This window comes from Methylobacterium carpenticola (assembly GCF_042748905.1).
Lineage (GTDB): Bacteria > Pseudomonadota > Alphaproteobacteria > Rhizobiales > Beijerinckiaceae > Methylobacterium > Methylobacterium carpenticola.
In genome coordinates, this window is the sequence record NZ_JBHZEO010000001.1 from 63,912 (window position 1) to 80,209 (window position 16,298).

Sequence of the window (16,298 nt, forward strand, 5' to 3'; positions counted from 1 at the left end):
AGCCCCGGCGGCACACAATGCCGTGGACGGGATCAGGTCCGCCGCCGGAGATGGAAGCTGCGCCCGTCCCAGAGCGTGAAATCCGATGTGCCGTCCCGCAGGACCGTGAAGCCGTGCGCCGCCGCGAGGCGGCCCGCATCCGCGCGGTCCCGGGCGAGGTCGCCCCGGTAGGAGAAGTTGAGGATGACGAGATCGCCGCCGGGGACGAGCACGCGGGCCGCCTCGCGCAGATGCGCCTCCGCCAGCCCGGCCTGGACGAGGTAGGGGAAGGCATCGACCGCGAGGACGAGGTCGGCGCTCCCGCTCGCCGCGGGAGCGAGGTCGCGCCCGCTGCCGAGATGCAGGGCGACGTTCGCATGCGCCGCGCAGCGCACGCGCGCCGCCGCGATCATCGCCGGGGCGATGTCGAGGCCGAGCACCGGCCCGACCCGGGGCGCCAGGGCCGCGGCGACGCGGCCGATGCCGCAGCCGAGATCGATCACCCGCACCCCGGGCCCGAGCAGGCCCCAGGCATCGAGCCGCGCGACGATCTCCCCGGTGGCCGCGCGCAGGAGGTCGGGATCGCCGAGGGCGTAGAGGGCGACGCTGCCCTCCGGCGCGGCCCGCGCCGCCCGGTCGAAGGCCGCGGCCAAGCGCGCCACCGCATCGGCCTCGCCCGCGGCGGAGGGCCCGTGATCGATGCCGCCGAGGACCGTGCGCACGGTCTCCCAGGCCTGCGGATTCGCCCGCCACAGGATCAGCGCCGCGGCGAGCCGCCCGCGCTCGGGCTCGGCCGCAGCGGCGAGGCGGCCGGCGAGGAGGGCCTCCACGGCGTCCCGGCTCCCGGCCCCGGCGGCGAGGTGCATCAGCGCGACGGGAGCCGGCGCCTCCCCGGAGGCCAGCCGGGCGAGCCAGTCGTCGCTCACGCCCATTGCAGGCTCCGGCAGCGGTTCCAGACGTCGGACGCCCCCCACTCGTACTTGTAGGGCTCCCGCCCGCGCAGGAAATGGAAGGACGGGGCCCCCTCCGCCCGGGCCGCGTCGAGGGCGGCGGCGATCACCGTCACGCCGGGGCTCTCGAAGCCGAAGGCCGGATCGAAGCCGCTGAGATAGGCATAGACCCCGCCACGGCCCCGCAGGGCGTAGAGCACCGCGGCGGCGGTGCCCGCGAGCCGCACCGCGTGGAAGCGCACGAGGCCCGCCGCCGCGAGCCGCGGCACCGCGGCGCGGTGGAAGTCCCGCACCGTCCCGTCGGCGAGGACGCCCGCCGCGCCGCGGCTCTCCCAGCGGGCGGCGTGGAGGGCGACGAGGTCCTCGAACAGGGCCGAGGCTCCGGCCGGATCGGCGCGGGAGAAGGTCTCGAACCCGCCGCGGCGCTCGGACCGGTTGCGGGCGAGCGCGATCTTGCGCCGCTTGGCCGGGGAACACAGATCCGCGAGGCGAGGGCCGCGACCTGACGCGCTTCCTTTCGCCGAACCGGGATCCACTTCGGCGGGAAGCGCCCTGCCGGCCTCCCGCGGCAGCGCCAGCACCGGGCAGGCCGCCCGATCCGCCACGACCTCCCGCGCGCCCGCCGGCACCGGCAGGCGCCACGCGGCGGCCCCGGGCGCCAGATCCTCGAAGGCGACGACGTCGAAGGCCGCCCGCTCCGCCGCGAGGCCGGCGGACAGGGCCGCGGCCGCCCCCTCCCCGGCCGGGTCGAGGAGCAGGTCGAGATGGTCGCTCGGGCCGATGCCGAGGAGGAGCAGGCGGCGCCCCTGCGGGCCGTCCTCGACATAGGCCGGGAGCAGCCCCGCGAGCCGGTCGCCCGCCTGGACCGCGAGGGTGAGCAGCCGCCCGGGCCGGAAGTGCCGCCACCACGGGATCAGCCAGGCCGGGGACTGGAACGGCGTGGCGGCGGGACAGCGCCCGAACAGGTCCCACCAAGCCGGCTCGATGCGGTCGAGATCCTCCGCCTCCCGCAGCACGCGGACCGTGCAGGCGGGCCCCGCGTCAGGCCGCCTGGGGATGGGACGGCCGCCCGCGGCCGCGGATGAGCTGCTCATAGGTCGCAAGATATCCCTCGATCATGGGCCGCAGGCCGAAGCGCGCCGCCGCGATCCGGCGGCAGGTCTCGGAATCGATCCGGCCGGCCTCGCGGATCGCCGCGGCCATGGCCCCGGGCGTCTCGACCAGGAACCCGGTGCGGCCCGGCTCCACCACCTCGGCCAGGGCCCCGGCCGGATAGGCGATCACCGGCGTGCCGCAGGCCATGGCCTCGCGGGCGACCAGCGAACTCGTCTCGGGCAGGCGCGCGGGCAGGAGCAGGCAGCGCGCGGCGTTGAGCAGGCGGCGCTTGCGGCGGAACCCCGCCGGGCCGAGATAGCGGCGGCGCCGGTCGAGGCGGGGCGCCACCGCCGCGGCGAAGAAGTCCCGATGGGCCGGATAGGGAAAGAGTTCGCCCGCCACCGCCAGGGCGCAGCCGGCACGGTGGGCCGCCTCGAGCGCGAGATCGACGCCCTTCTCGGGCGCGATCCGGCCGAGGAAGAGGGCGAAGTCCCCGCGCGCTCCCCCGCCGCGCAGGGCCTCGACCGGCACGCCGTTGGGGATCGGATCGAGGAGAGCGAGGCCCGGCGGCGCGCCCGCGTGCTGGTGGGCGGAGACGCAGTGGAGGAAGGTGCGCGGCCGCTCCGGCCGGAGGGCCACCGGATCGTACCAGGAGAAGGGCGCGTGCAAGGTCGCGAGGACCGGCGGTCCCGGCGGCGGCAGGTAGGTCTGGAAATCGATGCCGTGCATGTGAACGACGTCGATCTCCGGATGCGCCCGCAGGGCCGCCGCGACGGCGGCGGCGTGGCGCTCCCGCGCCGCGCGGATCGCCCCCTCGTCGAGCACGGCCGCCGCGCGCGGCACCGCGATCAGCTCGCCCGCGACCCGCGAGCCCGCGCAGGCGAGCACGAGGGAGCGGTGCCCCGCCGCCACGAGGGCCTCATCGAGGGCGGTCAGCACCTGCTCCGCGCCGCCCGCCGCGTCCGGCCCCACCGGGGCGAGCGGATAGGCGACGTGGAGGATCGTGAGCATGGGCCTAATCGCGGGCGAGGGCTTGGAGCACCGGGCGGCCGCCCGGCCAGCCGAGGCCGACCCGCGCCCCGCCCTCCGGGCCCCGTGCCGCGGCCTCGGCGAGGAGGCCGATCGCCGCCCGGTAGCCGTGCAGCGTGCCGACATCGACGTAGGCCGCCCCCGCCCGCACCCCCACCGCCCGGCCCCCCGCCGCCAGATGGGCGTTGACCAGGGTGCCGATATACTCGTCGCGGCCCTCCCGCTGCCGCCAGAGCCGGTGGAGGTCGCGCAGGGTGCGCCCCGGCATCTTGAAGGCGCCCCAGATCCACGAGGAGGTGGCGTCCTGCCGCTTCACCTGGATCTCGCGCACGGCCTCGCCGTCGAGCACCACCGCGTCGAAGAATTCCGGCCGCTCGACCGGGAAGAGCAGGAACGAGAGCACGTTGTCGGGCAGCAGGGCCAGAGCGTCGGCCGGGAACCACACCGTGTCCGGCAGGCCGACGATCACGGGCTCGTCCTCCCCGACGAGGGGCAGCGCCCGGAAGATCGCGTCGCAGAGGCCCGCCGCCTCGGACTGGACCATGTAGGCGATCGGCACGCCCGCGTAGCTCGCCCCGTAATAGTCGAGGATGTCGGACTTCCCCGGCGCGATCACGAAGCAGAGCTTGTCGGCCCCGCCGCGGATCATCCGCTCGACGAGGTACTCGCTCACCGCGCAGGGACGCTCGACGCCGTGATCGAGGCGGCTGCCGACCGGGAGAAGCTCCTTCGAGAAGGCGAGCGGCTGGATGCGGCTGCCGCGGCCCGCCGCCGGTACGATGCCCCACATGGCTCAGGCCTCTGCCGGGAGGGCGCCCGCGGGCGCCGGGGTTTCCTCGAGCGCCGCGATCAGCGTCGCGGCCCGCCGGGCCGAGCTGTGCTCGTCGAGGGTGCGCGCGCGGGCCGCTGCGGCCAGGGCGCGCCGCGCGCCCTCGTCCATGTCGAGGGCGGCCACCGCCTCGGCGGTGGTCTGCGCCACCACGATCTCGCGGCCCGGCGTGAAGAAGGCGTCGAGCCCCTCCCAGGCATCGGTGATCAGCGGCGTGCCGCAGGCGGCGGCCTCGAACAGCCGGCCGGACGGGCACCAGCCCATCGCCGCCATCGCCTCCCGGGTGACGTTGAGCGTGAAGCGCGACGAGGAGAAGAAGGCCGGATGCTCCGCCGGCGGCAGGTGGCGCACGAAGAAGATGTTGCGCGCCCACGGGAAATCCGCCGGGTACTGCGCCCCGCCGATGAGGAAGCGCTGCGATGGCCGCCGCCGGGCCGGCTCCACGAGCAGGCGCTCCACGCCTGCCTGCCGGTCGGCCGCGTAGGTGCCGAGATAGGAGAGATCGCTGGCGTAATGGGGCGCCGGCCGGGTCGGGCGGTGCGCATCCGGATCGACGTGGCCGTAGAGGGGCAGCACGCGCTCCGCCCCGAGCCGGGTGCGCAGGGCGTCGAGGGCGCCGCCGCCCGTGTAGCTCAGCACGAGGTCGAAGTCGCGCAGGCCTCGCGGACCGAGATAGGGCACGGCCTCGCCGGCCGCGAGCCGGGCGAGCGTCACCGGCGTGTCGAGGTCGTAGAAGACGCGCAGCCGCGCGCTCTGCGCGAGCCTGGTCGCCGCCAGCGCGTCCGGGCAGTAGGAGGTGACGATCACCGCATCGCTCTTGCGCACAGCCCGCGCGGCGCGGGCTTCGACCTCGGGCGTCCAGTCCGGGTAGAGGACGAGGTCGCCGCCCGGCAGGGCATGGAGGTCGCGGTTCTCCGCGTAGTAGGGCACGTCGCGCTCGAAGAAGGCGACGTGGTGCCCCGCCGCCGCGAGCGCGCGGCACAATCCCCGCCAGAGCGTCGCGTGGCCGTTGCCCCAGGACGACGAGACGGTGAGTCCGAACACGACGAGCCGCATCAGGCCTCCGCCCCCCGCAACCGGGATCGCGCGCCCGGCGGGGTGCCAACCCGGATACTGGTGGTGAGTTCCTGAATCCACGCTGCCGCAGGACAGGCGGTTGCCTCCGGACGCGTTTTGGCCGACAGCCGCGGGATTGATCGGGGGAGACAGGACCGTGTGGGAAGCCGAGGTGATCGACGGGCCGGAAACGGCCGAGGGGCTGATCTGGGTGCGGGCGCCGCGGGATTTCCCGAACGGTCTCGACGAACTCGTCGGCGGCCCCGTCTCGGTGGACGGCGTCGACCGCAGCATCCTGGACGTGGTGGAGCCCGAGGACGGGCGCGAGGTCCGCAAGGGCGACCGGCTCGGCCTGATCCTGGACCCGGCCTGAGGACGGCCGCCGCGGGGCGACCGCCGCGATATTTCTCCCCTCCCCTCTTGCGCATCGGGGCGGCTTTCGTGTTGCGTCGCAGCACGCCTCGGGAGATTCCGCGATGACCGCACGCCGCTTCGTGACCCTCGACGTCTTCACCGAGCGCCCGCTCGCCGGCAATCCGCTGGCCGTGGTGCTCGACGCGGAGGGGCTCGACGGCGCCGCCATGCAGGCCATCGCCCGCGAGTTCAACCTGTCCGAGACGGTGTTCGTGCTGCCGCCGGAGCAGCCCCGCCACCGGGCGCGCCTGCGCATCTTCACGCCCGCCCGGGAGCTGCCCTTCGCCGGGCATCCCACGGTCGGGACCGCCGTGCTGCTCGGCCTGCACGACCGGCGCGCCGGGGTCGCGGACGCGATCGCCTTCGGGCTGGAGGAGAAGGTGGGCGTGGTGCCCTGCGTGGTCGAGCCCGGCGAAGGCCGGGGGCGAGCGCGCTTCCGGCTGCCGCGCCTTCCCGAATTGTGGGGCGAGGGCGAGGATCCCGAACCCGCCACCGCCGCGGCGGCGCTCGGCCTCGCCGTCCAGGACATCGGCTACGCGCGCCACCGGCCGAGCCGGCACAGCGCGGGCACGCCCTTCACCCTCGTGCCGGTGCGCTCCCTCGACGCCCTCGGCCGGGCCCGGCCGAACGCCGAGGCGCTGGAACGGGCCTTCGGCGCGGCCGCGAAGGTCTTCCTCTACACGGGGGACACCGAGGATCCGGGCCATTCCTTCCGGGCGCGCATGTTCGCGCCGGGCGCCGGCATCGCGGAGGACCCGGCGACGGGGGCGGCGGTGGCGGCCTTCTCGGGCGCCCTGATGCAGTTCGAGCCCCTCGGCGAGGGCACCCACGACCTCGTCATCGCGCAGGGCTACGAGATGGGCCGCCCGAGCGAGATCGCGCTCCAGCTGGTGATCGAGGCGGGGGTGCTGCGCGCCGCGGAGATCGGCGGCAGCGCCGTGGTGATGACCGAGGGCGAGATCCGGGTGTGAGCGGCGGGATCAGCCTGACGCGGGTCGATCGCGTCGCCGCCGCGCTCGAACCCCACGACTGGGTTTGGGCGCGGGAGAACCGGGCGCGCATCATGGCGCACTGGGCCGAGCGCCTCGCCGCCAAGCCGCGGATGTTCAACGGACGCGTGCTGCTGGCGAGCCGGGTGACGATCCGCGACGGCACGGCCGAGGCCCGGCTGTTCGAGACCGACTTCGCGAGCCTGGTGGCGTTCCGGGATTTCGGCCTTCCCGATCCGTCCGTGAGCAACGTCTTCGCGGCGGTGGTGCCGTGCAGCCGCGACGGCGCCTATCTGCTCGGGCGCATGAACGGGCACACGGCCAATGCGGGCCAAGTGTACTTCGCCTGCGGCACGCCGGACCCCTCCGACGTCCGGGCCGACGGGGTCGTCGACCTGGCGGCGAGCGCGCTGCGCGAGCTGGAGGAGGAGACCGGCCTCGTGCCGCCGCCGGACGCGGAGGAGGGCTGGGTCCTGGTCCGCGACGGAGGCTATTTCGCCTTCCTCCGCCCGATGACGCTCGCGGAGGAGGCCGAGGCGCTGATCGCGCGGGCCGAGGCGCATTTCGCCACCGAGGCGGTGCCGGAACTCGCCGGCCTCGTGGCGGTGCGCAGCGCGCGGGACATCGATCCCGCCGTGATGCCGCCCTACGCGCAGGCCTTCCTGCACGACGCCCTGCGCGCGGGCTGAGCCGCCCGGTGCGTCATACGGTTTCCGGATGATCGCTTCGCGATGCGGAAACCGGCCTCGCTCAGGCGCCGCGCGGGCTCGTGATACGGTTTCCGAAAGTGATCTTCCGGAAACCGTATCAGATCTCGTAGATCAGCTCGGCGGGTTGGGGCGGGAACAGGTCGGGGCGGTGGCTGCGCCCGGAAGGGCAGGTCGCGCAGCGGCGCGTCATGCGCGCATGGAGGCGCTTGACGGTGTCGCTCGCCGTGGTGACGAACAGGAACGGAAACACCGCGTGCACGAAGGCCCCCGCCGCGGCGCCGAGCAGGGGTACCGCGAAGCTCAGGGCCACGCGCATGTGCTGGGTGTAGGTCTCGCCCACCGCCGCCGGGTGGGCGGTGAAGGGATTCCGAACCATCATGGCGGCCAGCTCCTCAAGCCTGGACGAGCCGGGCGGCCGGCTCCACGGACGCCATTCTAACAAGAGCCGGGCCAGATTGGTTAACGGCTCTGTGCGCCTCCGTGTCTGTGCGCCTCTGTGTGCGCGGGCGTGAGCCCGCCTTGGGCGTGAGACCGCCTACGGGTAACCGTAGCGGGCGCGGGCGGCGGCGTGCAGGCGCAGGGCCTCGCCCTCGCGCCCGGCGGAGCAGGCCGCCGCGGCCTGGGCGAGATCGGCCGAGAAGCGCTTGCCGACCGGCTCGTTGAGGTTGCCCGTGGCGACGTCGCTGTCGACGATGGCCTGGGTGCGGGCGATGGCCGGGCCGCAGCCGGCGCCGCCGGGCGGGATCGCCGGGGCGGCGGCGACGGGCGCCACGGCCGCAGCGGGCGGCGGGGTGTTCGGCTTGCAGGCGGCGAGGCTCATACCGAGCAGCAGGGCGGCGGCGAGGCCGGATTGCGGGGACATGGACGCTCTCCTGGCGGATCTGCGGCCGCGCTTGTGGCAAGGGCCGGCGCGGGGGTCAATGGAGCCCGGGACGGCGACGGCTTGCCATCCCGGCAGCCCCTCGGTACACAGGGTCCGATCAGGCGACCTGCCTTGAGGAGACCCGAGCCGTGGCGCATGCCGGCTCCCAGACGCTGCCGATGACGACCGCCCCGTGGGCGGCCCGGTCGCGCGCGCTCCTCCTTCCCGGCCTTCTTACCCGCCCCTGAGGGCCGTCCGGGCGCGCGCCTGGGCCTTCAGGGGAGCGCGACCAGCCGAGACCGATCTCATCGCGACCGCGCCGCCCGAGGGCCGCGCCGGGTCACCCAAGGACGAATTCCATCATGACCGAGACCACCGCCTCCGCCGCCGAGCGCGTCCTGATCTTCGACACCACCCTGCGCGACGGCGAGCAATGCCCCGGCGCCACCATGACCTTCGAGGAGAAGCTCGCGGTGGCCGAGATGCTCGACGCCATGGGCGTGGACATCATCGAGGCCGGCTTCCCGATCGCCTCGAACGGCGACTTCGAGGCGGTGGCCGAGATCGCCCGGCGCACGCAGAAGGCGGTGATCGCCGGCCTCGCCCGGGCCATCACGGCGGACATCGCGCGAGCCGGCGAGGCGGTGCGCTTCGCCAAGCGCGGGCGCATCCACACCTTCGTCTCGACCTCGCCGATCCACCTCGCCCACCAGATGCGCAAGAGCGAGGACGAGGTGCTGGAGATCATCCAAAAGACCGTGGCCCAGGCCCGCGACCTCGTGGAGGACGTGGAATGGTCGGCCATGGACGCGACGCGCACGCCGATCGACTATCTCTGCCGCTGCGTCGAGATGGCGATCAAGATGGGGGCGACCACCATCAACCTGCCCGACACGGTCGGCTACGCCACGCCCGACGAGTACCGCGCCATGTTCCGCCACGTGCGCGAGCGGGTGCCGAACGCCGACAAGGCGATCTTCTCGGTGCATTGCCACAACGACCTCGGCCTCGCGATCGCGAACTCGCTGGCGGGCATCGAGGGCGGCGCGCGCCAGGTGGAGTGCACCATCAACGGCATTGGCGAGCGGGCGGGCAATGCGGCGCTGGAGGAGGTGGTGATGGCGATCCGCACCCGCGCGGACGTCCTGCCCTACGCGACCGGGATCGACACCACGCAGATCATGCGCGCCTCGAAGCTGGTCGCGGCCGCGACGCATTTCCCCGTGCAGTACAACAAGGCGATCGTCGGCCGGAACGCCTTCGCCCATGAGAGCGGCATCCATCAGGACGGGATGCTCAAGAACCAGTCCACCTACGAGATCATGACGCCGGAATCGGTCGGCGTGCAGAAGACCTCGCTGGTGATGGGCAAGCATTCGGGCCGGGCCGCCTTCCGCTCCAAGCTGGAGGAGATGGGCTACCGCCTGTCCGACAACCAGTTCCAGGACGCGTTCGAGCGGTTCAAGGCGCTCGCCGACCGCAAGAAGAACGTCTACGACGAGGACATCGAGGCGCTGGTCGACGAGAATTTGGCGACGGCGCACGACCGCATCCGCCTCGTCTCGCTGACGGTGATCGCCGGGACGCGGGGACCGCAGCGGGCGACGATGCGGCTCGACATCGACGGACGAACGGCAACCGAGGAGGCGGACGGCAACGGCCCGGTGGACGCGGTCTTCAACGCGATCCACGCCCTGGTCCCGCACGAGGCGAAGCTCGAACTCTACGACGTGCACGCGGTGACGGAGGGCACCGACGCGCAGGCGGAGGTCTCGGTCCGCCTGCGCCAGGGCGAGCGCAGCGTGACGGCGCGGGGCGCCGATCCGGACACGCTGGTGGCGTCCGCGAAGGCCTATCTGGCAGCCCTGAACAAGCTGCTGGCCGGCGCGAACCGCCTGCATGCCCAGCATGCGGCGGCCGAATAGCCGCCGAAAAAACTTCGCGGCGGGTCGGATCCGGGGCTGGACAGGCCAAGCCCGACCCGCTAAACACCCGCTCATCGCCGGGGCGGTTGGTGGCCTCCCGGCGGCGCTTCAGAAAGAAGCGTCGGGTGCATAGCTCAGTTGGTAGAGCAGCTGACTCTTAATCAGCGGGTCCTAGGTTCGAGCCCTAGTGCACCCACCAAACATTCCCCTAATTAGATCAAAGAGATGGGCGAAAGCTTCTGCAATCCGTAGGAGCCTCGTTGGAAAGCCTTGGAGCTGGGGCGCTCAGCCCTCGTTCGCGCTGCGGCTCAGAGTCTTTTTGAGAATTCAGGGATGGGCCTTCCGTGGAAGAAGGATGGTGTCCATCGCGATGAGGATCATCGCCTCGGAGACGTCGAGACGTGGCTCGTAGTCGCGCACCAAGTGGCGCCAGCGTGTCAGCCAGCCGAAGCTGCGCTTCCACGACCCAGCGGCGGGGCAAGACCTGGAAGCCGGCGGCCTTGTCCATGAGCTGGAGCCGGTCGTAGGCGCCGTCCGCGAAGAGGCACCCACGGCCAGCGCTTGCGGATGGCGTCAGCATGATCTCGCCTCCAGCCGGGTCTGAGATGTCCGCCGGGGTCAGGTTCACCATCAGCCGCCGCCCGCCCGTATCGACCGCGATGTGGCGCTTGCGACCGGTCACCGTCTTGGCGGCGTCGTAGCCTCGCACGGTTCCGGGCGCCGGCGCCTTGACCGACGGGCTATCCACGACGGCCGCGGAGGGGCTCGCCGCGCGGCCACTCGCTCCCGGTCGCACATCAGGGCGAGGGCGTGGAGGGTCTGGAACAGGAAGAGTCGCATCAGGCGGCGGAACCACCCGCAGACCGTCCGCCATGGGCCAAACTCGGTCGGCAGCATCTCCCACCCGCAGCCCGAGCGCACGAGGTAGCGCAAGGCGTCCACGACCTCGCGCGGATCCACGCGCCGCGGCCGTCCGCGCCGGCGCGGGCGGGGCATCACCGGAGCGATCGGCGCCCACTCCTCGTCCGTGAGATCAGACGGGTACCGCTGGGTCTTCGTGGCAATCTCGGCCATCCGGCCACGGCTCTGCTCGGTCCACATCCCGAGCTTGAACACGCCCTCCGCCCCCAGGAAACACCGATACCTCACCTTTCAAAAGGGCTCTGAGAGCGACGGACGGGCTTTGATGTCACCGCATTTTCCACGACGAACCAGTATCCACTTCGTCGGAAAATACTCTAATGAGCGGTCGCTACGTTCTTGCCGATCCAGTCGAGGAGAATGTCAGCAATCTCAAGACTGTTATCGTCCTGCATGAGCATGTGCGAGTTCCCTTTGATGCCGATCTCCGGCAGCACGAGGAGCTCGGCCTTGCCGCCCGCAGCCGAGACCGCAGCCGCGAAGGCGCGGCAGTTCTTCAGGCGCGGTGCCCAGCGCGGGAACTCGTCGACGTAATCGCCAAACAGCACAAGGATCGGCACGCTCTTGTAGGGGGTGAGATCGGCCGTGGGCTCAGGGCAGGCGGCCGGCTCGATCGAGACGATTCCCGCCACGCCTTTGGTGCTGAGGGCCGCAGTCTGGAACGGGTAGATGCCCGACTGGGAGTGGCTCATTAGCACGGTCCCGCCAATCTTCTGTGCCAGTTCGGAGAGCGCGGCGACCGTCGGGTTCGGGTTTGGCAGGTTCGCCGCGCTGTCGGCGACCATCTGCTTCCAGAACTCGGCCTGCGCGGCGAGCGGGAAGCGCAGGCCGGGCATCACCTGCGGGTACTCACGACCGAACCGGAAGATGGCCCAGGCGCTCTCGTGCCCCGCGGAGAACACGGTCGGCAGCTTGTCGGCCGGTGCCTTGCCGAGACGGACTGCATTGATCGCGGAAGGATCCGTGGCGGACCGGCCGCGCCAAACCTGATCGATCACGTAGGTCGGATGACCGTGGCGCACGAAGGACTCGTCCCAACCCATCCTGCCATCGGGCGTCGTCTCCCAAGTCTTTCCCGTGAGGCAACAGCCGTGGATGAGCGTGATCGGCACACCAGTTCGACCGACCGGCACCTGATAACGAACGTACATCTGGTCGACCGTGATCGTGCCGGACGGATCGTAGTTCGGCAGGGTCGACAAGGTATCGGATTTGACCTCCCGACCGCCGATAAAGAAGCTGCCCTGCTTGGCAATCGTGAGTGGGCCGGGCTCGGGCTTGGCTGTCTCGGCGAGCGCCGGTGCCGCAAGAACGCAGAAGGCCGCGGCTATCAGTGACACGCGCATGAGATCGTCCTCCCTCGGGGCGCCCAGTTGGTCGGGCTTTGAACATCTTGATAGGACGCGCGGCCCCGGCTTGGCCATCGCGCCACGCTGTCCTACCAGCCATTGTCACGGTTTCAGGGTGATCCAGTTGACGGAGGAGGGGGGTCGCAGGCCGGATCATCGAAAGCCGAGGTCAGCGTCCCGCCCGAAACGGCCCTCTTCAGGGCTCCCCCATCTCGCTCGCCGCGATCAGGTCCTTTGCTCGCGCATGGGCGAGATCTCGAAGCCCGCGCTCATCGGTATTGCTGAGGTCCAAGTCCTCCCATGCCGGGCACCCCGGGATGCCCAGCCGGGTGATCTCGTGGATCTCGCGAGCGAGGATGTCGAGTGGGGTGGGCTCGGCAGTCGGTTCGGTCGCGGGGCCTGGATCAGTGAGTGGCGAGATCGAGGACGATCCGCTCCACGGCTTCGAGGAAATCGGCGTGCTCGCCCTGAATCGGCACATAGCGGCCCGCCTCCCATCTCTCGGCGGTGAACCATTCATGGGTCAGTTCGCCTTCGTCGCACGTCTGCCACAGCCGGACGCGGCCAATGGCGATGGCGGTCCCGTGGCGATAGACCCGCTTCGTGTGCGTTCCGTCCAAGCTCGGAAGCCACGCGTCATCGTAGTAGATCGACATCGGAAAGCCTCCCGGCCCCGCAGCCGCATCATACCCTATGCCGGCCTCGCCAGCAGGATCGCAGTCTTCACCGCCATGCGCTTCCGGGCAGCGGTCGCGTCCTCAGCCAGCACGTCACGCGCGTCGGCATTGCCGAGCATCACCGTCGCGGGATCCGGCGCGATCCCCTCCGTGATCAGGGCATGCCGGGCGAGGGGTCGGCGGGCGAGGAGTCGGCGGGGTAGTCGCGGACGGCGGTGTCGAGTTGCCCGTCGGCGATGGCTTCGAGCCTATGGAACTCACCGACCGCGGGGATGGTCGGCACCTCGGCCTCAGAAATCAGCAGCCGGGAAGAGCAGCGGGCCGGGGACGAGGTGTCGGAGGACTCGGATGGCCCCGGCCCGCTGATGGCGCCTCGGACGGACTTCCGGATCACATCGGACGCGCCACGGGCTCCACATCGCAGGAGAAGCCCCGAACCGTCGACCACAAAGGTTGAGCTTGGCTCCGCTAACCGGTTAGCCGCGCCCGTACTCCCACACCGCCACGCCCTCCCACGCCCCGGCTTGTGCCGCTGGCGCCGGCCGTCGGCGACGAAGGTGGACCGGGCGGGTCGAGAGGTCCGCCCGAGCCATCCCGCTTCTCGGTCAAGCCCGATCCCGGCCTCCCACATGCATCTCCGCCATCCACCGGCACCGTTCGGCCGGGAGGGGATTCGTCGGCATGGCAAAGATCGTCGCTCTCCACCATTTCGCGGTGGTGGTCCGCTGCAATTCCCTGCGCGAGGCCGCCGCCCAGCTCGACATTCATCCGAATGTCCTGGCGCGGCACATCGCGCAGCTCGAATACCACATGAACGCGCCGCTGCTGGAGCGCGGCCCGCTCGGCATCCGCCTGACCGCGGCCGGGGAACTGCTGGCCGCCAAGCTCGGGCGCACGATCAACGAACTCGACCACGTCGCCCGCCTCATCGACGACCTCAAGGGGCTGCGCAGCGGCGGCGTCAGCATCCACGCGGCGGAAGGGGTAGCCTCCGCAATCCTGCTGCCGGTCCTGACGGCCTTCTCCGCCAAGTTTCCCAGGATCAGCGTCAAGCTCCAGGTCGGGACCGCCCGGGACGCGGTGCGGGCGCTCGAAGACGCATCCTGCGACATGGCGCTCACGTTCTTCGCGCCGCCCTCCGCGACGATCACGGTCGTCAAGCACCTCCGGCTGCCGCAATTCATCATCGCCCGCCCGCACCACCCGGTGACGCTGCCCGGCGGGGCCGCGCCGCAGGCGCTCACCGGCTACGAATGGGTGCTGCCCGGCATGGATTACGGCGTGCGCACCCATATCGATCGGGTCTCGACGGCGGCCGGGCGCCGGATCGTTCCACGATACGAGGTGGCCTCCCTCGACCTGCAACGGCAGCTCATCCTGCGGGCCGGCGCCCTCGGGGTCCTCCCCCGCGCCGCGATGGCGGACGAGCTGGCGGCCGGCTCGGTCGTGGCCGTGCCCTTTCCGGAGACCATGCCGGTCGAGACCTCCCTGGACCTGTGCATCGCCCGCGACCGCCAGCCCAGCTTCGCGGCGGACAGCCTGCGGCGGGAGCTGGAGCGCGCCTTGCGGCCGCTCCAGGCCGGTGACACGGAAAGCGGTGCACAGGTGGCAGATTTTCGTCGTAGTCAGGTCACGCTGGGGCAATCATCCTGAGGCTCGTCAACGCCTGAATGCGGCCGCGCCTCCATGCCGGAATCGTCCTTGGCCTGCCGATCGTCGCCCCGGGGCGGGACCGCGCCTCCCGCGGTGCAGATCCCTGTTTGGGTGCGATGCAGCAAGTCAGCCGCGATTTCCGCTCGGTCGTCGATGGACATCGATTGATAAATCGCAACAATCCACCCGCCACGGCCTTGGCGAACGTCCGGTTGGTGCATCGATCACGAAGGGGCTCTGAGATGAGGTTTCGTCGGAATCTGATCGGCGTCATCGCCGCGGCAGCGACGGCGCTGCTGACGGCGGGCGGCTCACAAGCGCAGACGCTCAAGGTCGTGATGCATTCCGACGTCAAGATCGTCGATCCGATCTGGACCACGGCCTACATCGTCCGCAATCACGGCTACATGATCTACGACACCCTGTTCGCGCTCGACGGCAAGGGTGAGGTCAAGCCGCAGATGGTGGACAGCTACACGGAGTCGCCCGACAAGCTGACCTACACCTTCACCTTGCGGGACGGGCTCTCCTGGCACGACGGCAAGCCCGTCACGGCGGAGGATTGCATCGCCTCGATCAAGCGCTGGGGCGCCCGGGATGCGCTCGGGCAGAAGCTGATGACCTTCGTCGAGGCCATGACGGCGGACGACGCCAAGCGCTTCACCGTGAGGCTCAAGTCCCCGACCGGCCTCCTGCTGTTCGGCCTCGCGAAACCCTCCTCCAACGTGCCGTTCATGATGCCCAGGCGCGTGGCGGAGACCGATCCGAACACGCAGATCTCGGAATTCGTCGGCTCCGGCCCCTTCGTCCTCAAGACCGACGAGTGGAAGCCGGGCGACAGAATCGTCTACACCAAGTTCAAGGACTACAAGCCCCGCGCCGAGCCGGCCTCGGGCCTCGCCGGCGGCAAGGTCGTCAAGCTCGACCGGGTCGAGTGGCTCGCGATCTCCGATCAGCAGCAGGCCGTGAACGCGCTGCTCGCCGGCGAGATCGATGCCGTCGAGCAGCCGGCCTTCGACCTCATCCCGCTGCTCAAGGACGACAAGTCGATCAGGCTCGTCGACTACAATCCGCTCGGCCTGCAATACGCGATGCGGCCGAACCACCTGATCAAGCCCTTCGACAACCCGAAGGTGCGTCAGGCCCTCACCTACGCCCTGAACCAGACCGACTTCCTGCAGGCGGTGATCGGCGACCCGACCTACTACAAGGCCTGCAAGGCGATGTTCGTCTGCGGCACCCCGCTCGCCTCCGAGACGGGGATGGAGGGCCTGCTCGAATCGAACTTCGCCAAGTCGAAGCAGCTCCTCAAGGAGGCCGGCTACGACGGCACGTCGATCGTCCTGCTGCAATCGACCGACCTCCTGGCCCTCACCAATCTCGGCCCGGTCGCCAAGCAGCTCCTGGAGAAGGGCGGCTTCAAGGTCGACATGCAATCCTCCGACTGGCAGACCGTCGTCGCCCGGCGCGTGCGCAAGGACCCGGTCGACAAGGGCGGCTGGAACCTGATGCAGACCTCCTGGGTCTCCGCCGACATCCTGAACCCGGTGATGGCGAGCTTCTTCAACGCGAGCTGCGACAAGGCCGCCTTCGGCTGGCCCTGCGATGCCGAGATGGAAAAGCTGCGCGACGACTTCGCCCGCGAGACCGATCCGGCCAAGCAGAAGGCGATCGCGGAGGCGGTGCAGCTGCGCTGGCGCGACGTGGTCACCCACGTGCATCTCGGCCAATACTACGTGCCGATCGCCACGCGGCCGAACGTGAGCGGCTTCCTCACCGCGCCGGTGCCGGTGTTCTGGAACGTCGAGAAGAAATAGGCGCCGCGGGAGGTCCCGGCCGGCGCGTCCGGGACCTCCCCTG

At 71.2% G+C, this 16,298-nt stretch carries 18 protein-coding genes and 1 tRNA gene; 7 read left to right on the forward strand and 12 right to left on the reverse strand.

Annotation, left to right across the window (positions count from 1 at the left end; all coding sequences use genetic code 11):
- Positions 1-32: 32 nt before the first annotated feature.
- Genes ACE101_RS00290 through ACE101_RS00310 form a run of 5 tightly spaced genes read right to left on the reverse strand, consistent with a single transcriptional unit; the run spans position 33 to position 4,938 of the window.
- Positions 33-911 (reverse strand): class I SAM-dependent methyltransferase, encoded by an 879-nt coding sequence (locus ACE101_RS00290; RefSeq protein ID WP_379125532.1) that lies wholly within the window; start codon positions 909-911, stop codon positions 33-35.
- Positions 902-2,023 (reverse strand): GNAT family N-acetyltransferase, encoded by a 1,122-nt coding sequence (locus tag ACE101_RS00295; RefSeq protein WP_379125533.1) that lies wholly within the window; start codon positions 2,021-2,023, stop codon positions 902-904. The genes ACE101_RS00290 and ACE101_RS00295 overlap by 10 nt, the downstream gene beginning before the upstream one ends.
- Positions 1,971-3,035, reverse strand: a complete 1,065-nt coding sequence (locus ACE101_RS00300) for a glycosyltransferase (protein WP_379125534.1) — start codon at positions 3,033-3,035, stop codon at positions 1,971-1,973. Before ACE101_RS00300 ends, ACE101_RS00295 begins: the two co-directional genes overlap by 53 nt.
- Before the next feature lie 4 nt (positions 3,036-3,039).
- Entirely contained in the window at positions 3,040-3,843 is an 804-nt protein-coding gene (locus ACE101_RS00305; RefSeq protein ID WP_379125535.1) for a sugar phosphate nucleotidyltransferase, read from the reverse strand.
- A gap of 3 nt (positions 3,844-3,846) precedes the next feature.
- The gene (locus ACE101_RS00310; RefSeq protein ID WP_379125536.1) at positions 3,847-4,938 is read right to left on the reverse strand and encodes a CgeB family protein; all 1,092 of its coding nucleotides are present in this window, start codon (positions 4,936-4,938) and stop codon (positions 3,847-3,849) included.
- A 157-nt stretch (positions 4,939-5,095) separates the two neighbouring features.
- On the opposite strand from ACE101_RS00310, the gene ACE101_RS00315 reads away from it, so the two are divergent.
- The 3 genes from ACE101_RS00315 (at position 5,096) to ACE101_RS00325 (ending at position 7,030) form a co-directional block, all read left to right on the forward strand.
- The gene (locus ACE101_RS00315) at positions 5,096-5,311 is read left to right on the forward strand and encodes a hypothetical protein (RefSeq protein WP_379125538.1); all 216 of its coding nucleotides are present in this window, start codon (positions 5,096-5,098) and stop codon (positions 5,309-5,311) included.
- 103 nt (positions 5,312-5,414) lie between these two features.
- Positions 5,415-6,323 carry a PhzF family phenazine biosynthesis protein gene (locus tag ACE101_RS00320; RefSeq protein ID WP_379125539.1) on the forward strand — a complete coding sequence of 303 codons (909 nt, stop codon included), beginning with the start codon at positions 5,415-5,417 and terminating at the stop codon, positions 6,321-6,323.
- On the forward strand, positions 6,320-7,030 hold the full coding sequence (locus ACE101_RS00325) for an NUDIX hydrolase (protein ID WP_379125540.1): 711 nt from the start codon (positions 6,320-6,322) through the stop codon (positions 7,028-7,030). The genes ACE101_RS00320 and ACE101_RS00325 overlap by 4 nt, the downstream gene beginning before the upstream one ends.
- A gap of 118 nt (positions 7,031-7,148) precedes the next feature.
- Here ACE101_RS00325 and ACE101_RS00330 read toward each other — a convergent pair whose 3' ends face one another.
- Positions 7,149-7,430 carry a DUF6356 family protein gene (locus tag ACE101_RS00330; protein ID WP_379125542.1) on the reverse strand — a complete coding sequence of 94 codons (282 nt, stop codon included), beginning with the start codon at positions 7,428-7,430 and terminating at the stop codon, positions 7,149-7,151.
- Positions 7,431-7,586: 156 nt separating this feature from the next.
- On the reverse strand, positions 7,587-7,913 hold the full coding sequence (locus tag ACE101_RS00335) for a hypothetical protein (RefSeq protein ID WP_379125543.1): 327 nt from the start codon (positions 7,911-7,913) through the stop codon (positions 7,587-7,589).
- A gap of 362 nt (positions 7,914-8,275) precedes the next feature.
- On the opposite strand from ACE101_RS00335, the gene ACE101_RS00340 reads away from it, so the two are divergent.
- Positions 8,276-9,838, forward strand: a complete 1,563-nt coding sequence (locus tag ACE101_RS00340) for a 2-isopropylmalate synthase (RefSeq protein ID WP_379125544.1) — start codon at positions 8,276-8,278, stop codon at positions 9,836-9,838.
- Between the two features lie 123 nt (positions 9,839-9,961).
- Positions 9,962-10,037, forward strand: a tRNA-Lys gene (locus ACE101_RS00345).
- 18 nt (positions 10,038-10,055) lie between these two features.
- Here the strand turns inward: ACE101_RS00345 and ACE101_RS00350 are convergent.
- The 5 genes from ACE101_RS00350 to ACE101_RS00370 form a co-directional block, all read right to left on the reverse strand.
- Complete coding sequence (locus tag ACE101_RS00350) at positions 10,056-10,634, reverse strand: transposase (protein WP_379125545.1); 579 nt, start codon at positions 10,632-10,634, stop codon at positions 10,056-10,058.
- Entirely contained in the window at positions 10,517-10,939 is a 423-nt protein-coding gene (locus ACE101_RS00355; RefSeq protein WP_379138405.1) for a transposase, read from the reverse strand. The genes ACE101_RS00350 and ACE101_RS00355 overlap by 118 nt, the downstream gene beginning before the upstream one ends.
- Before the next feature lie 137 nt (positions 10,940-11,076).
- Entirely contained in the window at positions 11,077-12,105 is a 1,029-nt protein-coding gene (locus tag ACE101_RS00360; RefSeq protein ID WP_379125546.1) for an alpha/beta hydrolase family protein, read from the reverse strand.
- 407 nt (positions 12,106-12,512) lie between these two features.
- Positions 12,513-12,764, reverse strand: coding sequence for a hypothetical protein (locus ACE101_RS00365; protein WP_379125547.1), 252 nt, complete (start codon positions 12,762-12,764; stop codon positions 12,513-12,515).
- A 175-nt stretch (positions 12,765-12,939) separates the two neighbouring features.
- Positions 12,940-13,068, reverse strand: coding sequence for a hypothetical protein (locus tag ACE101_RS00370; RefSeq protein ID WP_379125548.1), 129 nt, complete (start codon positions 13,066-13,068; stop codon positions 12,940-12,942).
- Between the two features lie 398 nt (positions 13,069-13,466).
- Here ACE101_RS00370 and ACE101_RS00375 point away from each other — a divergent pair, with 398 nt between their 5' ends.
- Positions 13,467-14,438, forward strand: coding sequence for a LysR family transcriptional regulator (locus ACE101_RS00375; RefSeq protein ID WP_379125549.1), 972 nt, complete (start codon positions 13,467-13,469; stop codon positions 14,436-14,438).
- Between the two features lie 242 nt (positions 14,439-14,680).
- Positions 14,681-16,255, forward strand: coding sequence for an ABC transporter substrate-binding protein (locus ACE101_RS00380; RefSeq protein WP_379125550.1), 1,575 nt, complete (start codon positions 14,681-14,683; stop codon positions 16,253-16,255).
- The last annotated feature ends 43 nt before the right edge of the window (positions 16,256-16,298 follow it).